This window comes from Streptomyces sp. NPDC052236, assembly GCF_044548015.1.
GTDB lineage: Bacteria > Actinomycetota > Actinomycetes > Streptomycetales > Streptomycetaceae > Streptomyces.
Genome location: NZ_JBIUBL010000004.1, coordinates 179,687 through 198,558 on the forward strand (window position 1 = coordinate 179,687; position 18,872 = coordinate 198,558).

At 69.7% G+C, this 18,872-nt stretch carries 15 protein-coding genes; 14 read left to right on the forward strand and 1 reads right to left on the reverse strand.

Features of this window, described 5'->3' with window-relative positions; translation table 11 throughout:
* Window positions 1-101 precede the first annotated feature (101 nt).
* Entirely contained in the window at window positions 102-1,331 is a 1,230-nt protein-coding gene (locus tag ACIHCQ_RS09600; protein WP_399659565.1) for a GNAT family N-acetyltransferase, read from the forward strand.
* Between the two features lie 92 nt (window positions 1,332-1,423).
* Here the strand turns inward: ACIHCQ_RS09600 and ACIHCQ_RS09605 are convergent, their stop codons facing one another.
* Window positions 1,424-2,434 carry a hypothetical protein gene (locus tag ACIHCQ_RS09605; RefSeq protein WP_399659567.1) on the reverse strand — a complete coding sequence of 337 codons (1,011 nt, stop codon included), beginning with the start codon at window positions 2,432-2,434 and terminating at the stop codon, window positions 1,424-1,426.
* A gap of 184 nt (window positions 2,435-2,618) precedes the next feature.
* Here ACIHCQ_RS09605 and ACIHCQ_RS09610 point away from each other — a divergent pair, with 184 nt between their 5' ends.
* From ACIHCQ_RS09610 to ACIHCQ_RS09670, 13 genes are all read left to right on the forward strand, one after another.
* Window positions 2,619-4,112 (forward strand): bifunctional folylpolyglutamate synthase/dihydrofolate synthase, encoded by a 1,494-nt coding sequence (locus ACIHCQ_RS09610; RefSeq protein ID WP_399659570.1) that lies wholly within the window; start codon window positions 2,619-2,621, stop codon window positions 4,110-4,112.
* A 6-nt stretch (window positions 4,113-4,118) separates the two neighbouring features.
* Complete coding sequence (locus ACIHCQ_RS09615; RefSeq protein WP_399659572.1) at window positions 4,119-4,454, forward strand: DUF4233 domain-containing protein; 336 nt, start codon at window positions 4,119-4,121, stop codon at window positions 4,452-4,454.
* Between the two features lie 797 nt (window positions 4,455-5,251).
* Window positions 5,252-5,665, forward strand: coding sequence for a nucleoside-diphosphate kinase (gene ndk, locus ACIHCQ_RS09620; RefSeq protein ID WP_399659575.1), 414 nt, complete (start codon window positions 5,252-5,254; stop codon window positions 5,663-5,665).
* Between the two features lie 260 nt (window positions 5,666-5,925).
* Window positions 5,926-6,945, forward strand: coding sequence for a rod shape-determining protein (locus ACIHCQ_RS09625; RefSeq protein WP_399660027.1), 1,020 nt, complete (start codon window positions 5,926-5,928; stop codon window positions 6,943-6,945).
* A gap of 135 nt (window positions 6,946-7,080) precedes the next feature.
* Entirely contained in the window at window positions 7,081-8,019 is a 939-nt protein-coding gene (gene mreC / locus ACIHCQ_RS09630) for a rod shape-determining protein MreC (RefSeq protein WP_399659578.1), read from the forward strand.
* Between the two features lie 13 nt (window positions 8,020-8,032).
* On the forward strand, window positions 8,033-8,707 hold the full coding sequence (gene mreD / locus ACIHCQ_RS09635; protein ID WP_399659580.1) for a rod shape-determining protein MreD: 675 nt from the start codon (window positions 8,033-8,035) through the stop codon (window positions 8,705-8,707).
* 31 nt (window positions 8,708-8,738) lie between these two features.
* A complete protein-coding gene (gene mrdA / locus ACIHCQ_RS09640; RefSeq protein ID WP_399659582.1) occupies window positions 8,739-10,907 on the forward strand; it encodes a penicillin-binding protein 2 in 2,169 nt (722 codons plus the stop codon).
* 3 nt (window positions 10,908-10,910) lie between these two features.
* A complete protein-coding gene (rodA, locus tag ACIHCQ_RS09645; protein ID WP_399659584.1) occupies window positions 10,911-12,113 on the forward strand; it encodes a rod shape-determining protein RodA in 1,203 nt (400 codons plus the stop codon).
* A gap of 52 nt (window positions 12,114-12,165) precedes the next feature.
* The gene (locus tag ACIHCQ_RS09650) at window positions 12,166-13,701 is read left to right on the forward strand and encodes a CHAD domain-containing protein (protein ID WP_399659587.1); all 1,536 of its coding nucleotides are present in this window, start codon (window positions 12,166-12,168) and stop codon (window positions 13,699-13,701) included.
* A gap of 208 nt (window positions 13,702-13,909) precedes the next feature.
* Window positions 13,910-15,829, forward strand: coding sequence for a TIGR03960 family B12-binding radical SAM protein (locus tag ACIHCQ_RS09655; RefSeq protein WP_399659590.1), 1,920 nt, complete (start codon window positions 13,910-13,912; stop codon window positions 15,827-15,829).
* A 70-nt stretch (window positions 15,830-15,899) separates the two neighbouring features.
* A complete protein-coding gene (locus tag ACIHCQ_RS09660) occupies window positions 15,900-16,433 on the forward strand; it encodes a GNAT family N-acetyltransferase (RefSeq protein WP_399659593.1) in 534 nt (177 codons plus the stop codon).
* A 6-nt stretch (window positions 16,434-16,439) separates the two neighbouring features.
* On the forward strand, window positions 16,440-17,750 hold the full coding sequence (locus ACIHCQ_RS09665) for a hypothetical protein (protein ID WP_399659594.1): 1,311 nt from the start codon (window positions 16,440-16,442) through the stop codon (window positions 17,748-17,750).
* 126 nt (window positions 17,751-17,876) lie between these two features.
* Complete coding sequence (locus ACIHCQ_RS09670) at window positions 17,877-18,668, forward strand: TIGR03936 family radical SAM-associated protein (protein ID WP_399659597.1); 792 nt, start codon at window positions 17,877-17,879, stop codon at window positions 18,666-18,668.
* Window positions 18,669-18,872 lie beyond the last annotated feature (204 nt).

Genomic DNA, 18,872 nt, shown 5'->3' on the forward strand with positions numbered 1-18,872 from the left:
TGGACCCTATCCACCCGCCCGCCTCCCGTGCAGGGGGACCCCAGTGACAATGTGTTCGAAATCGGGTCGCCTTGGGGCCGCTGCCCTGGTAGTCATGGCATATGACGACAGAGCTGCGGGTGCTGCGTCCGTCGGAATGGAGCCAGTGGTACGGGAGGTTGATGCTGGCCTTCGGCGGGGCCGGTGAGTCCCAGGAGGAGCAGGATCTCTGGTACGCGCTGACCGAGCACGAGCGCTCGATCGGCGCCTGGGACGGCGACGACTGCGTGGGTACGGCCGGGGCGTTCTCGTTCGGGGTCTCGGTGCCCGGCGGGGCGGTGGTCCCGGCGGCGGGCGTAACGCAGGTGAGCGTGGCGGCGACGCACCGGCGGCGCGGGGTGCTCACCTCGATGATGCGCCGCCAGCTCGACGATGTACGGGCGTGGGGTGAGCCGCTGGCCGTGCTGACGGCCTCCGAGCCGGAGATCTACGGGCGGTTCGGCTACGGCATCGCGACGCAGCAGCTGTCGGCCCATATCGACACGGTCCAGGGGCGCATCGACGCACCGGAGGGCGCTGACGCGGTCCGATTACGGTTCGCCGAGGTCGCGGACGTCGCGGCGGAGTGCGAGGCGGTGTACGTCCGCTCCATCGGCTCCCGGCCGGGGATGCTCGCGCGCAGGCCGGGGTGGGAACGGCTGCCGCTGCTCGACCCTCCGGACGAGCGGGACGGCGGGGGGCCGATGCGGTGCGTCGTCGCCGAACGGGACGGGGAGATCGTCGGATTCGTCCGCTTCCACAACAAGCAGGGGTGGGACCGGCGGGGTCCGGCAGGGAGCATCGAGCTGCGGCACATCGAGGCGCTGGACCCGGCGACGTACGCGGCGCTGTGGCGGTTGCTGTTCTCCATCGACCTGACGGTGAAGGTGGTGGCGCGCAACAGGCCCGTGGACGATCCGCTGCTGCACCTGGTCAACGATGTGCGGCGGTGCGAACTGCGGGTGCGGGACGGGATGTTCGTACGGCTGGTGGAGGTGGGGGCGGCGCTGGAGGCGCGTACGTACCGGGCGCCGGTGGATGTGGTGCTGGAGGTCGAGGACGCGTTCTGCCCGTGGAACGCGGGGCGCTGGCGACTCGTGGGCGACGCGAAGGGCGCGTCGTGCGAGCGGACCGGTGACGACGCGGATCTGGCGCTGTCGGTACGGGAGTTGGGGGCGGCGTATCTGGGCGGGGTCTCGCTGGGGGCGCTGGCGGGTGCGGGGCGGGTGCGGGAGTTGCGGCTGGGGGCGCTGGGGGAGGCGTCGGGGGCGTTCTTGAGCGACGTCGCGCCGTGGTTGCCGCACGGGTTTTAGCCCTTTACGGTGTCCGCCCAGGTGGAAATGCCGAAGGGGCGCCCGGCCAGTCCACCTGGCCGGGCGCCCCTTCGGCGTACGGGTCCGAGGGATCAGACCTTGGTGCGCGAGGTGTTGTAGAGCTTCGCCGTCAGCTCGGCGACTTCCTTGTGCGACATGCTCTTGCCCAGCGCCGCCGCCGCCACGTCGATGACGTTCACACCGGCCACGGTGGAGTAGTCGGCCCAGACACAGGTGGGAATCAATATCTCCTTGGGCCCGTTCTTAACCGACCCGTCAGCCTCCGGGTTGGCGAACTTGAGGGTCTGGCACTTCATCAGGGCGCCCTTGAAGCCCGCGGGGGTGAACGTCTCTGGGCTGCCGACCCGCTCGAACTTGAGGTTTTCCTCACCCTCGCCCGTGTTCTTCTCGATGCTGGCCAAGTAGTCGTCGATGGTCTTCTCGGGGTCGGCGATCTCGCCGTGCAGGCCGCTGAGGCTCAGCTGCTTGCCGCCCTTGGTGGGGTCGCTGGTGTCACCCGACGCGTACTGGCTGCTGGCCTGCTGCGGGCCCTTGACCCCGATTGCCTCAGCCCTCTTCTTCTGCTCATCGTCCAGAGGGGTCGTTTTGTCGCCCGTCGCGGACTTCTTGTAATCGCCCACCGACGCCGCGGGAGTGATCTTGTACCCCTTGGTGTCGTCCGCGACATCACTGTTGCCGCCGCCACCGGCCAGCAGGAAGTACGCGCCACCCGCTATCACCGCGAGCGCCACCACCGAGGCCACCACGATCAGGCCCGTCTTCTTCTTGGGGGGTGCGGGCGGGGGCGGTACCTGGCCGCCGCCGTACGGCTGCTGGCCGTAGGGGCCCGGCTGCTGGGGCTGGCCCCACTGGTCCTGCTGCTGCGGGGGCTGCTGCTGGGGGTACCCGTAACCGGGCTGCTGCGGCGGCTGCTGCTGGGGGTACCCGTAACCAGGCTGCGGGGCCTGCGGGGGCTGCTGCTGCGGGTAGCCATAGCCGGGCTGCGGGGCCTGCGGCGGCTGCTGACCGTAGGGACCCGGCTGACCGTACGGATCAGGCTGCTGAGGCTGGCCGCCGTACGGGCCCGGCTGGTTGTAACTCATTTCTGGGTTCCCCTCCAGATACTTATATGGTTCGAACATCCTCGCCCAAGCGCCCCCGCCTTGGGGCGTCGGGGGTCACACCGTTACGGAAGCTCCCCGTTTCAATACGGCCCTGTGACACCTCCGAGCGGCTCGACCGGGGCGGGTCGCGCCTCCTGTCAGTCCTCCTCCGTAGACTGAGTCCGTGAGCAAGCAGCCCGACCCATTCGACGACATCGTCGCCGCCGAGACCGACCGCGACCCCGACCTGGCGGTGATCGAGGCCGGCAGCCGTACCCTGCGCGCGTCGGCCGGATCACTCCTGGCTGATTCCGTGCCCGCGCGGCCCGCCGACCCGGAGGTGGACAAAGCGCTGCGCGCGGTGGAGCAGGAGCTCGCCGGCCGCTGGGGCGAGACCAAGCTGGAGCCCTCCGTCACCCGGATAGCGGCCCTGGTGGACGTGCTGGGCGAGCCCCAGCGCGCGTACCCCTCCATCCACATCACCGGCACCAACGGCAAGACGTCCACGGCCCGCATGATCGAGGCCCTGCTCTCCGCCTTCGACCTGCGCACCGGGCGGTATACCTCGCCGCACGTCCAGTCGATCACCGAGCGGATCAGCCTCGACGGCTCTCCCATCGACGCCGAGCGCTTCATCGAGACGTACAACGACATCAAGCCGTACGTCGAGATGGTCGACGCCGCCCAGGAGTTCCGGCTCTCGTTCTTCGAGGTGCTCACCGGCATGGCGTTCGCCGCCTTCGCCGACGCGCCCGTGGACGCGGCGGTGGTCGAGGTCGGCATGGGCGGCAGCTGGGACGCGACGAACGTCATCGACGCGTCGGTCGCCGTTGTCACGCCCATCTCCCTGGACCACACCGACCGCCTCGGCACCACCTCCGCCGAGATCGCCGCCGAGAAGGCCGGGATCATCAAGCCGGGTGCGACGGTGATCCTGGCGCAGCAGCCGGTGGACGCGGCGCAGGTGATGCTCAAGAAGGCCGTCGAGGCGGACGCCACGGTCGTGCGCGAGGGCATGGAGTTCGGCGTGGCCGCCCGCGAAGTCGCGGTCGGCGGCCAGATGGTCACCCTGCGTGGCCTCGGCGGGGAGTACGAAGAGATCTTCCTCCCGCTGTACGGGGCGCACCAGGCGCACAATGCCGCGGTGGCGCTCGCCGCGGTCGAGGCGTTCTTCGGCGTCGGCGCGGAGCGGGCCCGCACCCTGGACATGGAGACCATCCGCAAGGCGTTCGCGTCGGTGACCTCGCCCGGCCGCCTTGAGGTGGTACGCCGAAGTCCTACGGTCGTGCTGGACGCGGCGCACAACCCCTCGGGGGCCCGCGCGAGCGCCGACGGCGTCACTGAGGCGTTCGGGTTCTCCCGGCTCATCGGCGTGGTCGGCGCGAGCGCCGACAAGGACGTGAGGGGGCTCCTCGAAGCGTACGAGCCGATCTTCGCCGAGGTCGTCGTCACCCAGAACTCGAGTCACCGCGCGATGGACATCGACGAGCTGGCGGCGGTCGCCGTGGAGGTCTTCGGCGGCGAGCGGGTGGTGGTGGAGCCGCGGCTGGACGACGCGCTGGAGGCGGCGATCACGCTCGCCGAGGAGGAGTCGGAGTTCGCGGGCGCGGGGGTGCTGGTGACCGGCTCTGTGATCACGGTCGGCGAAGCCCGGCTGCTACTGCTCGGGAGGGGCTGACATCTGATGCGTACGCTCTGTGCGACGACCTTGATCGGCGAGTTCTTTGTGATCGGCTTCGCCGGTCTGGTGGCCATGAAGTCCGACGACCTCTCGATGGCGACGGTCTGGACGGTCTGCGCCATCGGGATGGCGTTCAGCGTGCTGCTCTGCGGAATGCTCGGGCGCCGGGGCGCGGTGCAGCTCGGCTGGGCATTGCAGATCGGGCTGATCATGAGCGGTTTCGTGCTGGGGACGATGTTCTTCCTGGGCGTGGTCTTCGCGGTCCTGTGGTGGGCCTCGATCCACTACGGCCGCAAGATCGACGAGGCGAAGGCCCGCTTCGCGGCGCAGCCGCAGTAGCGCCGGTGCCGGCCGGTGCCGGTGACTCGTGATGCCTGTGGCTCACGGCCGGTGGCCTGGCCCCGCGGTCCGCAGCTGGCGGGCCCTGGCCGGTTGCCGTGGCCGGGTGGCCCGTGGCTGGTAGCCGCAGTCGTGCCGGTTGCCCGTGGCCTGCACCCCATGGCCGGGTGGCACTGTGGCCCGCGGCTGGGTGGTCCGTGCCCGGGTGGCCGTGTCTGTGTCCGGCCCGCAGCCGGTGTCCGCCGGTGGCCTACGTCCATGGCCGGGTGGCCTGATGATCCGTGCCGGTGGCCCGTGTCTGCGCCGGGTGGTCTGGGGCCCGTGCCCGGGTGGCCGTGTCTTTGTCCGCTGGTGGCTTGCGTCCTATGGCCGGGGGGCTGGTGGCCCGTGCCGTGGCTCGTGTCCGTGGCTTGTGTCCGCGGCCTGCGGCAGGGTGACCCTGGCCCGCGGGCGGTGGCCTGTGTCCGCGGCCGAGTGGTCCGCGGCCCGTGTCCGCGGCCGGGTGGTCCGCGGCCTGTGTCCGCGGTCGGGCGGCTCGTGGCCCGTAGCCGGTGGTCCGCGGCCCGGGGCCGGGTAGCCAGTGCCGGGGGCGGCTCGTGGCCCGTAGCCGGTGGCCGCAGCCCGGGGCTGGGCCGGTGACCCGTGGCGTAACCCGTGGCCAGGTGGCCAGTCCCTGCGGCCCGCAGCCCGTACCCGGGGCGCCCGCGCCCCCCCCGCACCGTCCGGGTGCCGCCCTCTCCCCGCCCCCCTGTAGCCTCACCTCACCGCACACGTATGTCTGCAAGGAGCCGCACACCATGACCCAGCGCACCCTCGTCCTCCTCAAGCCGGACGCCGTCAGGCGCGGGCTGATCGGCGAGATCATCGGCCGCATCGAGCGCAAGGCCGGCTGGACCATCACCGCACTGGAGCTGCGCCACCTGGACCAGGCCACCCTGGAGCAGCACTACGGCGAGCACGTCGGCCGGCCCTTCTACGAGCCCCTCCTTGAGTTCATGCAGTCCGGTCCCGTCGTCGCGCTCGTCGTCGAGGGCGAGCGCGTCATCGAGGGCGTACGCCAGCTGGCGGGACCCACCGACCCCATTCAGGCCCCGGGCGGCTCCATCCGTGGCGATTTCGGCACCATCGTCCGCGAGAACCTCATCCACGCCTCGGACTCCGAAGAGTCCGCCATTCGGGAGCTCAAGCTTTTCTTCCCGGGCGTGTCCTGATCGAGAGTCAGCCAAACAGCGCTGATGACCTGGGGCGACCGATTGAATTTCGGTCGCCCCCCGGCATATGAACACGCCTTTCGGGAACGGATCGCACCGACACCTCGTCACTTGTAGAGAGGTGGACCACCGCGCCGTGTCCGTACAGGCGGCATTACGATGAGAGCCTCCACGCCACAGCGCACCACCCACCTCGCCATCCTGAAAAGCCATCAAACGCTTCGAATGGGAAGGCCAGACGCATCCTCATGGGGAACAACATGTCGTTCATCGGCCGTGACATGGCTGTCGACCTCGGGACCGCCAACACGCTGGTGTACGTCAGGGGCCGGGGGATCGTCCTCAACGAGCCGTCCGTCGTCGCCATCAACACCAACACAGGCGGCATCCTGGCGGTCGGCGCCGAGGCGAAGAAGATGATCGGCCGGACACCGGGCAACATCGTTGCCGTCCGGCCGCTGAAGGACGGCGTCATCGCCGACTTCGAGATCACCGAGCGGATGCTCCGCTACTTCATTCTGAAGATCCACAAGCGCCGATATCTCGCCCGGCCCCGCGTCGTCGTCTGTGTGCCCTCCGGCATCACAGGCGTCGAGCGCCGTGCGGTCATCGAGGCATCGACGCAGGCGGGCGCCCGGCAGGTGCACATCATCGAGGAGCCCATGGCCGCGGCCATCGGCTCCGGACTCCCCGTCCACGAAGCCACCGGCAACATGGTGGTAGACATCGGCGGCGGGACCACCGAGGTCGCCGTCATCTCACTGGGCGGAATCGTCACAGCACAGTCCATCCGTGTCGCCGGCGACGAACTGGACAACGCGATCATCCAGCACGTCAAGAAGGAGTACTCCCTCCTGCTCGGCGAGCGGTCCGCCGAGAACATCAAGATCACCATTGGTTCCGCGTACGCCAACGGCAAGGAGGAGCACACCGAGATCCGCGGCCGTGACCTCGTGTCCGGCCTGCCCAAGACCGTGGTGATCTCCGACGTCGAGGTCCGCAAGGCCATCGAGGAACCGGTCAACGCGATCGTCGACGCCGTCAAGACAACCCTCGACAAGTGCCCGCCGGAGCTCTCCGGCGATGTCATGGACCGCGGCATCGTCCTCACCGGCGGCGGCGCGCTGCTGCGCGGCCTTGACGAGCGGCTGCGCCGCGAGACCGGAATGCCGATCCATATCGCCGAGGACCCGCTGGACTCGGTGGCGCTCGGTGCCGGCAAGTGCGTCGAGGAGTTCGAGGCGCTCCAGCAGGTACTGGACGCCCAGCCCCGCCGCTAGCAGAACCGGCGAACCGACAGAACCGACCGATCTGGCCGACAGCCGAATCCGCCGTATGGGGGCCTGCCAACCCGTACGGCGGATCGTTGATATACAAAGATCACTATTCCTACGAGGAAGGCACGGCCGCCGCACGTGAGGGACACAAAGGAGAGCCGGCTGCTCCTGGTGCTGCTGATCGCCATCGCGTTCGCTTTGATCACGGTGGATATCCGCGGTGGCGAGGAGTCACCGGTCGACGGCGCCAGGCAGGCCGCCGCCACGGTCTTCGGACCGGTCGAGAAGGGCGTCGCGACAGCGGTCGACCCCATCGGCAACGCCATAGGAGCCGTACGCGACTCCGGCGAGCGCCACGACCGCATCAGCGAACTTGAGCGTGAGAACGCCGCTCTGAAGCAGCGCCTCGGCAGCGACGACCGCAACCGCAGCCGGGTACGTGAACTCGACACCATGCTCAAGAAGGCCGGCGCCGGCCAGTACGGCATCAAGGGCGCCGAGGTCATCGCCATAGGAGCGGCCCAGGGCTTCTCCTGGACGGTGACGATCGACATCGGCTCCCGCGACGGCATCACGCGCGATATGACCGTACTCAACGGCGACGGACTCGTCGGCCGGGTCACCACCGTCGGCCCCGACACCGCGACCGTACTGCTGGCCAGCGACCCGGACTTCACCGTCGGCACCCGGATGGAGAAAACCAACGAACTCGGCTTCGCCACCGGCCAGGGCGACCGGCCGCTCTCCGTCCAGCTGCTCAACGGCAAGGCCAAGGTCAAGAACGGCGACCGGCTGGTCACCTTCGGCTCGCAGGCCGACAAGCCCTTCGTGCCCGGAGTCCCGGTCGGCGAGGTCGTCCGCGTGGACCCGTCCGGCGGTGACCTCACCCGGAACCTCTACGTCCGTCCGTATGTCGGCTTCAGCAAGCTCGACATCGTCGGCGTCGTCGTCCAGGCGCCCCGGACCGATCCGCGTGACGTGGTCCTGCCACCCAAGCCCGCCGCGCCCAAGCCCACCCCGACGGTCACGGTGACGGTCACCCCGTCAGCGAATGGCCGGACTGACGAGCAGCAGTAGGAGCTGATCCGCCATGCGTTTCAACCGGATGCTGCTCTCCACGACACTCGTCGTGGTCGCCCTCGTCATCCAGGTCACCGTCCTCGCCCGCCTCCAACTCCCCGGCGCCGTCCCCGACCTGCTGCTGCTCGTCGTACTCGGCCTCGCTTTCGTCTACGGACATCTGGCCGGCGCCTTCATCGGCTTCGGCGCGGGCCTGCTCGCCGACCTCGCCCCGCCCGCCGACCACGCCGCCGGACGCTACGCGCTCGTGCTCTGCGTCATCGGCTACCTCGCCGGACTCGTACGTCCCGAGAAGGGCCAGCTCAAATCGGCCACCGCGCCGATGCTCGCGGTCGTCGGCGCCGCCATCGGCTCGACCCTGCTGTACGCGGGGGTGGGCGCCCTCGTCGGCGACACCGCCGCCCGCCATGTGGGCCTGGGCAGCCTGCTGTTCACCGCCGCCGTATACGACCTGCTGCTCGCGCCCTTCACCGTGCCGCTGATCATGGCGCTCGCCAGACGCTCCGAGAACGATCCGCTCGCCGACACTCAGAGCGGCGGCGGCAGCGGTGGCGACATCGCGTCGGGCTGGCTCTCCTCCGGCACCGGACTGCGCATCGGCGGCCGGCGCGGCGGACTGCGGGTCAAGGCGGCGCGGTCCAGGGCCGCGCGTGCCGGACGTATCAAGGGGGTCAAGCGACTGTGAAGGGCGACGCGACCGTGAGCGAGGCGGCAGCATGAGCAACATTCCCGAGACCGGACGCACGCCCCGGGTCCAGATCCGGCTCATCGTCATCCAGGTGCTCGTCTTCTCCCTCCTCCTCACCCTCGGCGGACGCCTCTGGTACCTCCAGATCCGCAACGGCCAGGAGTACACCGACGAGGCGAAGAACAACCACGTCCAGCAGGTCGTCCAGCCCGCCGTCCGCGGCTCGATCCTCGACTCCCGCGGCGTCCCGCTCGCCGACAACGAGACCCGTCTCGTCGTCTCCGCCTCCCGCACCGAGCTGATGACGATGGAGGACGACGGCAAGAGCGTCCTCACCCGCCTCGCCGAGGTCCTGTCCATGAAGCCGAAAGACGTCATGGACAAGGTCAGGCTCTGCGACTCCAAGACCCCGCAGCCCTGCTGGAACGGCTCCCCCTACCAGCCGATCCCGGTCACCGACGAGGCCACCACCCAGCAGGCCCTGCAGATCCGCGAGCGCGCCGAGGACTTCCCCGGCATCACCGCCGAGCCCACCGCCGTACGCCGCTACACCGCGCCCGGCAAGGCCAACACCGCGCAGGTCCTCGGCTACCTCTCGCCCGTCACGGACGAGGAGATCACCAAGGCCAAGGACAGCGACTCGCCGTACCTCCGCTCCGACCAGGTGGGCCGCTCGGGCATCGAGCGCACCTACGACAAGGAGCTGCGCGGCAAGGCGGGTGTCACCCGCTACGAGGTCGACAACCTCGGCCGCGTCATCGGCGAGGCCGACAAGGACGAGGCCCAGCCCGGCGCCAACCTCGTCACCTCCATCGACGCGCGCGTCCAGGCGGTCGCCGAGTACGAACTCAACGACGCGATGAAGGAAGCCCGCAAGGGGTTCGACAAGAACACCAACGAGAACTACAAGGCCGACGCCGGCGCCGTCGTGGTGATGGAGAACAAGACCGGCCGGATCGTCTCGATGGCCTCCCAGCCGACGTACGACCCCAACGCCTGGGTCGGCGGCATCTCCGGCAAGGACTACGCCAAGCTCACCGGCAAGGACTCCAACTACCCGCTGCTGAACCGCGCGATCCAGGGCCAGGCGGCCCCCGGCTCGATCTTCAAGGTCATCTCCTCCACCGCCGCCGTCAACGCCGGTTATGAGTTCGACGGCAACTACGGCTGCCCGAGCTCGTACTCCGTCGGCGGCCAGGTCTTCAAGAACTTCGAGTCCAAGGGCTACGGCAACATCACCCTCGGCCGGGCCCTGGAGGTCTCCTGCGACACCGTCTTCTACAGCCTCGCCCACCAGCAGTGGCAGAAGGACGGCGGCACCAAGCCCAAGAAGAACCCCAAGGACTGGTTCTACAAGACCGCCCACCAGTTCGGCCTCGGCAAGGAGACCGGCATCGACCTCCCCAACGAGGTCAGCGGACGCGTCCCCGACCGCCAGTGGAAGCAGAGCTTCTGGGAGGCCAACAAGGAGGGCTGGTGCAAGCAGGGCAAGAAGAACGGCAGCTACGTCGAGAAAATCGCGTACGAGAACTGCCTCGAAGGCAACCAGATGCGCGCGGGTGACTCCGTCAACTACTCCATCGGCCAGGGCGACACCCTCGTCACCCCGATCCAGATGGCCACGATCTATGCCGCCATCGCCAACGGCGGCACGCTCTACAACCCCACCATCGGCAAGGCGGTCATCAGCCCGGACGGCAAGACCGTCCAGGAGATCAAGCCCAAGTCCCACGGCAAGCTCCCCATGGACTCCAAAACCCGCTCGCAGATAGACAAAGCCCTCGCGGGAGTCACCACCACCGGCTCCGCCGCCTGGCGCTTCGGCGGCTGGCCGCAGGACGACATCCCGATGCACGCCAAGACGGGCACCGCCGAGGTCTACGGCAAGCAGACGACCTCCTGGTTCGTCTCGTACACCAGTGACTACACGATCATCATGACGATCGCCCAGGGCGGTACGGGCTCCGGCGCATCGGGCCCCGCTGTGCGCAATATCTACGAGGCGATGTACGGACTGGACGACAAGGGCAAGCAGGACCTGAAGAAGGCCCTGCTCCCCAAGCCGCAGCAGAAGCTGCCCAAGATCGAGGCGGACGGCTCCATCGAAGCCCCGGAGATCAAGCCGTACCGGCCGGAGAAGAAGAAAGAACCGGCCCAGGACGCACAGCTCGCGGGCGCTCCCGCGCGGAGGGACTGAGTCATGGCGGGCACACATGGCTTCTCCGTCCCCGGTTACGGGCCCGAGCGCGGCGGGCTGTGGTCCCGGCTCTCCGCCCGCGACTCCCTGGTGCGCAAGCTCGACTGGCCGCTGCTGTTCTCCGCGCTCGCGCTCTCCTTCGTCGGCGCGCTGCTGGTGTGGTCGGCGACGCGCGGACGCACCTCGCTCAACCAGGGCGACCCGTACTACTTCCTCGTCCGCCACGCCCTCAACACCGGCATCGGCGTGACGCTGATGATCGCCACGATCTGGCTCGGCCACCGCACCCTGCGCGGCGCGGTCCCGGTCCTGTACGGGCTGTCCGTGCTGCTCATCCTGCTGGTCCTCACACCGCTCGGCGCGACCATCAACGGCGCGCACGCGTGGATCGTCGTCGGCGGCGGCTTCTCCCTCCAGCCCTCCGAATTCGTGAAGATCACGATCATTCTGGGGATGGCGATGATGCTGGCCGCGCGGGTGGACGCGGGCGACCAGGCGCACCCCGACCACCGGACGGTCGCGAAGTCACTGGGCCTGGCGGTGCTGCCGATGGCCATCGTCATGTTGATGCCGGACCTCGGCTCGGTGATGGTGATGGTGGTGATAGTGCTGGGGGTGCTGCTGGCCTCCGGCGCCTCCAACCGCTGGATCCTCGGTCTGATCGGCGCCGGAGCCATCGGCGCCGTACTGATCACGGCGCTGGGACTGCTGGACGAGTACCAGATCAACCGCTTCGCGGCGTTCGCCAACCCCGAGCTCGACCCGGCGGGCGTCGGCTACAACACCAACCAGGCGCGGATCGCGATCGGATCGGGCGGACTGACCGGCACGGGCCTGTTCAAGGGCTCCCAGACCACCGGCCAGTTCGTCCCCGAACAGCAGACGGACTTCGTCTTCACGGTGGCGGGCGAGGAGCTCGGTTTCCTCGGCGCGGGCCTGATCCTGGTGCTGCTCGGCGTCATCCTGTGGCGCGCCTGCCGCATCGCGCGCGAGACGACCGAGCTGTACGGCACGATCGTCGCCGCCGGGATCATCGCCTGGTTCGCCTTCCAGTCCTTCGAGAACGTCGGGATGACGCTCGGCATCATGCCGGTCGCGGGCCTGCCGCTGCCGTTCGTGTCGTACGGAGGCACGTCGATGTTCGCGGTGTGGATCGCCATAGGGCTGCTCCAGTCGATCAGGGTGCAGCGCCCGCTCACCGCGTAGGCAGGCCAGGTGGGGGGTGCCGTTCGGGGCCGGTGACCACTAAATTCGGTTCATGGCGGACAACACGAAGCGCGAGATCGAGCGGAAATACGAGGCAACCCCCGAGACCCGGCTGCCGGACCTGACCCGGGTGGCCGGCGTCTCGGCCGTCCAGGACAAGGGCGTCGTGGATCTCGACGCCGTCTACTACGACACGGCGGACCTGCGTCTCGCCGCCGCCTCCCTCACCCTGCGCCGCAGAACCGGAGGGGCGGACGCGGGCTGGCACCTCAAACTGCCGGTCGCGCCCGGGGTACGGGACGAGATCACCGCGCCCCTGTCCGAGGCGTCCGTGTCCGAGACGGTGCCCGAGGACTTGGCATCCCTGGTCCGCGCCCGTACCCGGGGCGCGGAACTCGTTCCCGTGATGCGCCTGCTGTCCTCCCGGGCCGTCCACCACCTGGCCGACGCGGACGGCGCGCTGCTGGCCGAGCTCAGCAGGGACGCCGTGCGTGCGGAACGCCTCACCGGCGGCGGACGTACGGCTCAGTGGGACGAGATCGAGGTCGAGCTCGCCGATGGCGGGGACCCCGCCTTCCTCGACGCGGTCGACAGGAGACTGCGCAAGGCGGGACTGCGCCCGGCCGCGTCGCCGTCGAAGCTGGCCAGGGCGCTGGCGGAGACCTCACAGGACGGTCCGGGCGGCGCACCGGCAGCCCCGGAACCCGCACCCGCACCCCCGCGGACCGCGGGTGACCACGTCCTCGCGTACCTCCGGGAGCAGGCCGACGCCCTCAAGGCGTACGACCCCGCCGTGCGCCGCGACCTGCCCGACTCCGTCCACCAGATGCGGGTCGCCACGCGCCGCACGCGCAGCGCGTTCCGTACGTACCGCAAAATCCTCGACCGGACCGTCACCGAGCCCCTCGGCGAAGAGCTCAAGTGGCTCGCGGGCGAACTGGGCGCCGCCCGCGACCACGAAGTGCTTGCCGAACGCCTTCGCTCCCGGATAGACGCCCTGCCTGTCACCCTGCTGCTCGGTCCGGTGCGCGGGCGGCTGGTCAGCTGGACGGTCGCGCGCGGATCGGACTCGCGTCGCCGGGCCGTCGCCGTTCTCGACAGCGAGCGCTACCTCGGTCTGCTCGACGCACTGGACGCGCTGCTCGCCGACCCGCCGCTGCGCAAGGCCGCGTCCGGCCCGGCCGACAGCGTGCTCGCTCAGGCGGCCTGCAAGGAGTTCGAGCGGCTGGACGCCCGGATCACCCACGTACTCGCGCTCCCGCCCGGCGAGGAACGCGACGTGGCGATCCACAGCGCCCGCAAGGTCGCCAAGCGCGCCCGGTACGCGGGCGAGGTGGCGAAACCCGCGCTCGGCAAGCCCGCCAAGCGCTTCGTCAAGCGGATGAAGGCGGTGCAGACGGAGCTCGGCGACCACCAGGACAGCGTCGTGGCGCGCGAGGCACTGCGCCTCCTCGCGGCGCAGGCGCATGCGGCGGGGGAGACCGCGTTCACCTGGGGATTGCTGTACGGCCGTGAGGAGGCGGCGGCGGATGCCCGCGAACGCGAACTCCCGGCGGTGTGGGCGAAGGCGTCCCGGCCGGTGCTGTGAGTGGCGCGGGGCCGTACAGGCGGCCGGTCGTTGGTACTGGTGCACGGCTGCTCCGCAGATGCGGAAGTGAACCGGACTGGGACGCCTGCGATGTCCGCTGGGCGCTCTGTTCCCCGCGCACGCGGGGGTGTATTGATCGCCGTGCTGGGGCGACTCTCAAGCGGGTTAGGCTTGAGAGTCGCCCCATGCCAGCTCACGAAGGTACGAGATGTCCGAGTCGGTCTTCCCGCAGCTCGAAGCTCTGCTCCCTCATGTGCAGAAGCCCATCCAGTACGTCGGCGGTGAGCTGAACTCCACGGTCAAGGATTGGCACAGCTGCGACGTCCGCTGGGCGCTCATGTACCCGGACGCGTACGAGGTCGGGCTCCCCAACCAGGGCGTCATGATCCTCTACGAGGTGCTGAACGAGCGCGAGGGCGTGCTCGCCGAGCGTACGTACAGCGTGTGGCCGGACCTGGAAGCGCTGATGCGTGAGCACGGCGTACCGCAGTTCACGGTGGACAGCCACCGGCCGGTCGGGAAGTTCGACGTCTTCGGGCTGTCCTTCTCCACCGAGCTCGGCTATACCAACATGCTCACAGCCCTGGACCTCGCGGGCATCCCCCTCAGCGCCGTCGACCGCGGGCTTGACGACCCGATCGTGCTCGCGGGCGGCCACGCGGCCTTCAACCCCGAGCCGATCGCGGAGTTCATCGACTGCGCGGTGATCGGCGACGGCGAGCAGGCGGTCCTGGAGATCACCGAGATCATCCGCGCCTGGAAGGCGGAGGGCCGCCCCGGCGGTCGCGACGAGGTGCTGTTCCGCCTGGCCAGGACGGGCGGCGTGTACGTCCCGCGCTTCTACGACGTCGAGTATCTGCCCGACGGCCGCATCGGCCGCGTTGTACCGAACCGCTCCGGCGTCCCGTGGCGCGTGTCGAAGCACACCGTCATGGACCTCGACGAGTGGCCCTACCCCAAGCAGCCGCTTGTCCCGCTCGCCGAGACCGTCCACGAGCGGATGTCGGTGGAGATCTTCCGTGGCTGCACGCGCGGCTGCCGCTTCTGCCAGGCGGGCATGATCACGCGCCCGGTGCGGGAGAGGTCCATTACCGGCATCGGCGAGATGGTGGAGAAGGGCCTCAAAGCGACCGGCTTCGAGGAAGTCGGCCTACTCTCGCTCTCCTCCGCGGACCACTCCGAGATCGGCGACATCGCCAAGGGCCTGGCGGACCGGTACACGGAGGACAAGGTCGGCCTGTCGCTGCCGTCCACCCGCGTCGACGCGTTCAACGTGGACCTCGCCAACGAGCTGACGCGCAACGGCCGCCGCTCCGGTCTGACGTTCGCCCCCGAGGGCGGCTCCGAGCGCCTGCGCAAGGTCATCAACAAGATGGTCTCCGAAGAGGACCTGATCCGTACGGTCTCGACGGCGTACAGCAACGGCTGGCGCCAGGTGAAGCTGTACTTCATGTGCGGCCTGCCCACCGAGACCGACGAGGACGTGCTCCAGATCGGCGACATGGCGGTCAAGGTCATCGCCGAGGGCCGAAAGGTTTCCGGGCAGAACGACATTCGCTGCACGGTGTCGATCGGCGGCTTCGTGCCCAAGCCGCACACGCCGTTCCAGTGGGCCCCGCAGCTGAGCGCCGAAGAGACGGACGCGCGGCTGAAGAAGCTCCGCGACAAGATCCGCGCCGACAAGAAGTACGGCCGCTCGATCGGCTTCCGCTACCACGACGGCAAGCCCGGCATCGTGGAGGGCCTGCTCTCGCGCGGTGACCGCCGCATCGGTTCCGTCATCCGCGCCGTGTACGAGGCAGGCGGGCGCTTCGACGGCTGGCGCGAGTACTTCTCGTACGACCTGTGGATGGCGAGCGCCGCGAAGACGCTGCCGGAATTCGGCGTGGACGTCGACTGGTACACGACGCGGGAGCGCACGTACGAAGAGGTGCTGCCCTGGGACCACTTGGACTCGGGTCTCGACAAGGACTGGCTCTGGGAGGACTGGCAGGACTCCCTGGACGAGACCGAGGTCGAGGACTGCCGGTGGACGCCGTGCTTCGATTGCGGGGTGTGCCCGCAGCTCGACCTCGACATTCAGATCGGCCCGACCGGGAAGAAACTGCTGCCGCTGACAGTCAAGTAACGCGGGGCGAAGGCCCGGCCGCGGGGTAACTCCGTGGCCGGGCCTTCGTACGTCCCGGCACAATGGGGCGATGCCGCACCTCATCGCCCCCGACGTCCACGTCTATGCGTCGTTCCTCGGCGCGATGAAGGAGTTCGCCGCCGAGGGATTCAACCCCGACGCCCTTCTCGCGCACGAGGTCCGGGAGTTCGGCGCGACCTGGCACGAGCCGGAGGTCTTCGCCGCGTACGTGGCGCGGCTCAACGCCGACTCGCGTGAGGAGAGCCCGCGTCCCGAGGGCTGGGTCCCGAGCACCAACCTCTGGTACGTCGACAGCGACACGTATCTCGGACGGCTCACGATCCGCCACCGCCTCAGCCCGTTCCTCCTCGAACTGGGCGGCCACATCGGCTATGCCGTCCGCCCGAGCGCCCGGCGGCGCGGGCACGCGACCGCGATGCTGGGCGACTGTCTTCCGTACGCACGCACCGTCGGTATCGCGTCCCTCCTCGCCACCTGTGACGTCGTCAACTCTGCTTCGCGCAGGGTCATCGAGGCCAACGGCGGCGTTCTGGAGGACGAGCGCGGGGAAAAGCGCAGGTACTGGATCCGGACGGGCCTGTGAGGCGTCATGGCTGACATGGAGTTCGAGAAGTCCCCTCAGACCTACGGCAGTCATCAGGCGCCCGCGCACTACGAACCCGGCGAGGGCTGTCTGGCCACGGTCATCCGGATCCCGGTGCGGATCGTGGTGCTGCTCGTGGTCGTGCCCGTACGGATGGTCTGGGATCTCCTCGTCGTCTGCGCCCGGGGTGTGCACAGGGGGCTGCTGCGGCCTCTGGGCAGAGGGCTGGCCTGGGTGTACGAGACGGTGCTGACTCCGATCGGACGGGGTCTGGTCTGGGCGGCGGTCTTTCTGGGCAAGGCGTTGTTCGTGTGGCCGTGGGTGGCGCTGTGGCGGTACGGGGTGGTGGTGCCGGTGGTGTGGATCTACCGGCAGTTGCTGACTCCGCTGGGTCACGGGCTGGCCTGGATCTACCGGCGGCTGCTCGTCCCGGTGGGGCGCGGCATAGCCGCTGCGCTGGTGTGGCTGGGCATGGCGCTGTTCGTGTGGCCATGGGTCGCGCTGTGGCGGTATGTCGTGGTGCCCGTGGTGACGTACGGGCTGGTGGTGCCGCTGGTGTGGATCTACCGGCAGCTCCTGACCCCGCTCGGCCATGGGCTGGCCTGGCTGATCGAGAACCTGCTGGTCGTGCCGGTGAGCTGGATCTGGCGGCGGTTGCTCGTTCCGGCGGGGCGCGGCATCGGGGCTGCGCTGGTGTGGCTGGCCATGGCGTTGTTTGTCTGGCTCTGGGTCGGGCTCTGGCGGTATCTCGTCGTACCGGTCGTGACGTACGGGCTCGTGGTGCCCGTGGTGTGGATCTACCGGCAGCTCCTGACTCCCCTCGGCCACGCGCTCGTCTGGCTGGTCGTGACCCTGCTCGTCACCCCCGTCGTCTGGGTGTACCAGCACGTCCTGGCCCCGATCGGCCGGGAGCTCCTCGCGGCCGTCGGCGTCGCCTGGCGCATCGCCGGGTATATCTCGCGCGCCGTCGGCCGGGCCCTCAAGTGGCTCGCCTGGAATCTTGTCGGGCGGCCGGTGCGCTGGTGCTACCAGAACATCTGTGCCCCCGTGGGGCACTTCGTGCGCGATGCCGTCTGGCGCCCGGCCAGGACCGCCGCCGTGGAGGCGGGCCGGGCCGCGCTCGGCGCACTGCGCACGGCCCGTGAGACCGTGCGCCAGACGCGGCGCGACGCATGGCGGGCGCTCGTCGGCGGGCCGCCCGCGCCGCCGGCGCCGTCGCCTGGCGAACCGGTGGTGCGGCAGGCGCGTACTCTGGGTAGTACGACTGTTTCCGGCGCGGCGGCCGAACCCGAGATCTCCCTGCACAAGCGGGGGTGAGCCGGGCGGCGCCCCAGGAGACACCCCGTACGTCCGAGGACGGGCGCGCCACCCGCGCCCGCCCCGCACCGAGGAGAAGAACCACTGGGCAAGCGACAGCCCGAAGGCCCGCCGCCCGCACCGGCAGTGCAGCGAGTGCGACTGCGCTACACCAAGCGGGGCCGCCTCCGGTTCACCAGTCACCGCGACTTCCAGCGCGCCTTCGAGCGGGCGCTGCGGCGCGCCGAGGTGCCCATGGCGTACTCGGCGGGCTTCACCCCGCACCCGAAGGTGTCGTACGCCAATGCCGCAGCCACCGGCACGGGCAGCGAAGCCGAGTATCTGGAGATCGCCCTCGCCGAGCACCGCGACCCGGAGAAGCTGCGTGAGCTGCTCGACGAGTCGATGCCGGCGGGGCTTGACATCATCGACGCCGTCGAGGCCCGTACGTCAGGGCTCGCCGACCGGCTCACCGCCTCCGTGTGGGAGCTGCGGCTCGACGGAGTACCGTTCGAAGAAGCGGAGAAGGCCGCCGCCGTCTTTCTCGCCGCGCCGACCGTCGAGGTCGAGCGGAAGACGAAAAGCGGCATGCGGACCTTTGACGCACGTGGTGCCGTGGTGGAGCTGCGGGTGGACCGTCCACAGCCTGATAGGCCGGGGGACGGGCCCTGTGCGATACTGCGGCTGGTTGTTCGGCACGTGACACCTGCCGTACGGCCCGACGACGTCCTGTCCGGTCTCCGAGCTGTGGCCGACCTGGCGCCGCCGGTCCCCGCAGCGGTGACCAGGCTGGCGCAGGGGCTCTTCGACGAGGAGTCCGGCACGGTGACAGACCCGCTCGCGCCTGACCGCGAGGCAGTTCCGGCCGCAGTACTCACGGCCGCCGGACCCGCCCCAGCGACGGCGCCGGGTCCCGCCGCGCAAGGGCAGTCGTTGTAGCGCAGCCCTCGTACTCGGGAGCCACCTGGGTCGGGCCGCGCACTGACAAGAAGACTTTCGCCAGGCCGTACGTACAACGCGTAGGGAACCGGCGAGCCATACATCAGCTCCCGTGCGGCGCCCGCGCCCCGGACGGCGGCACCGCGAACAACACGCGGGCCGCGGCCGGACCGGAATCAGGCGTGGCGCCCGGGAGCGTGACGG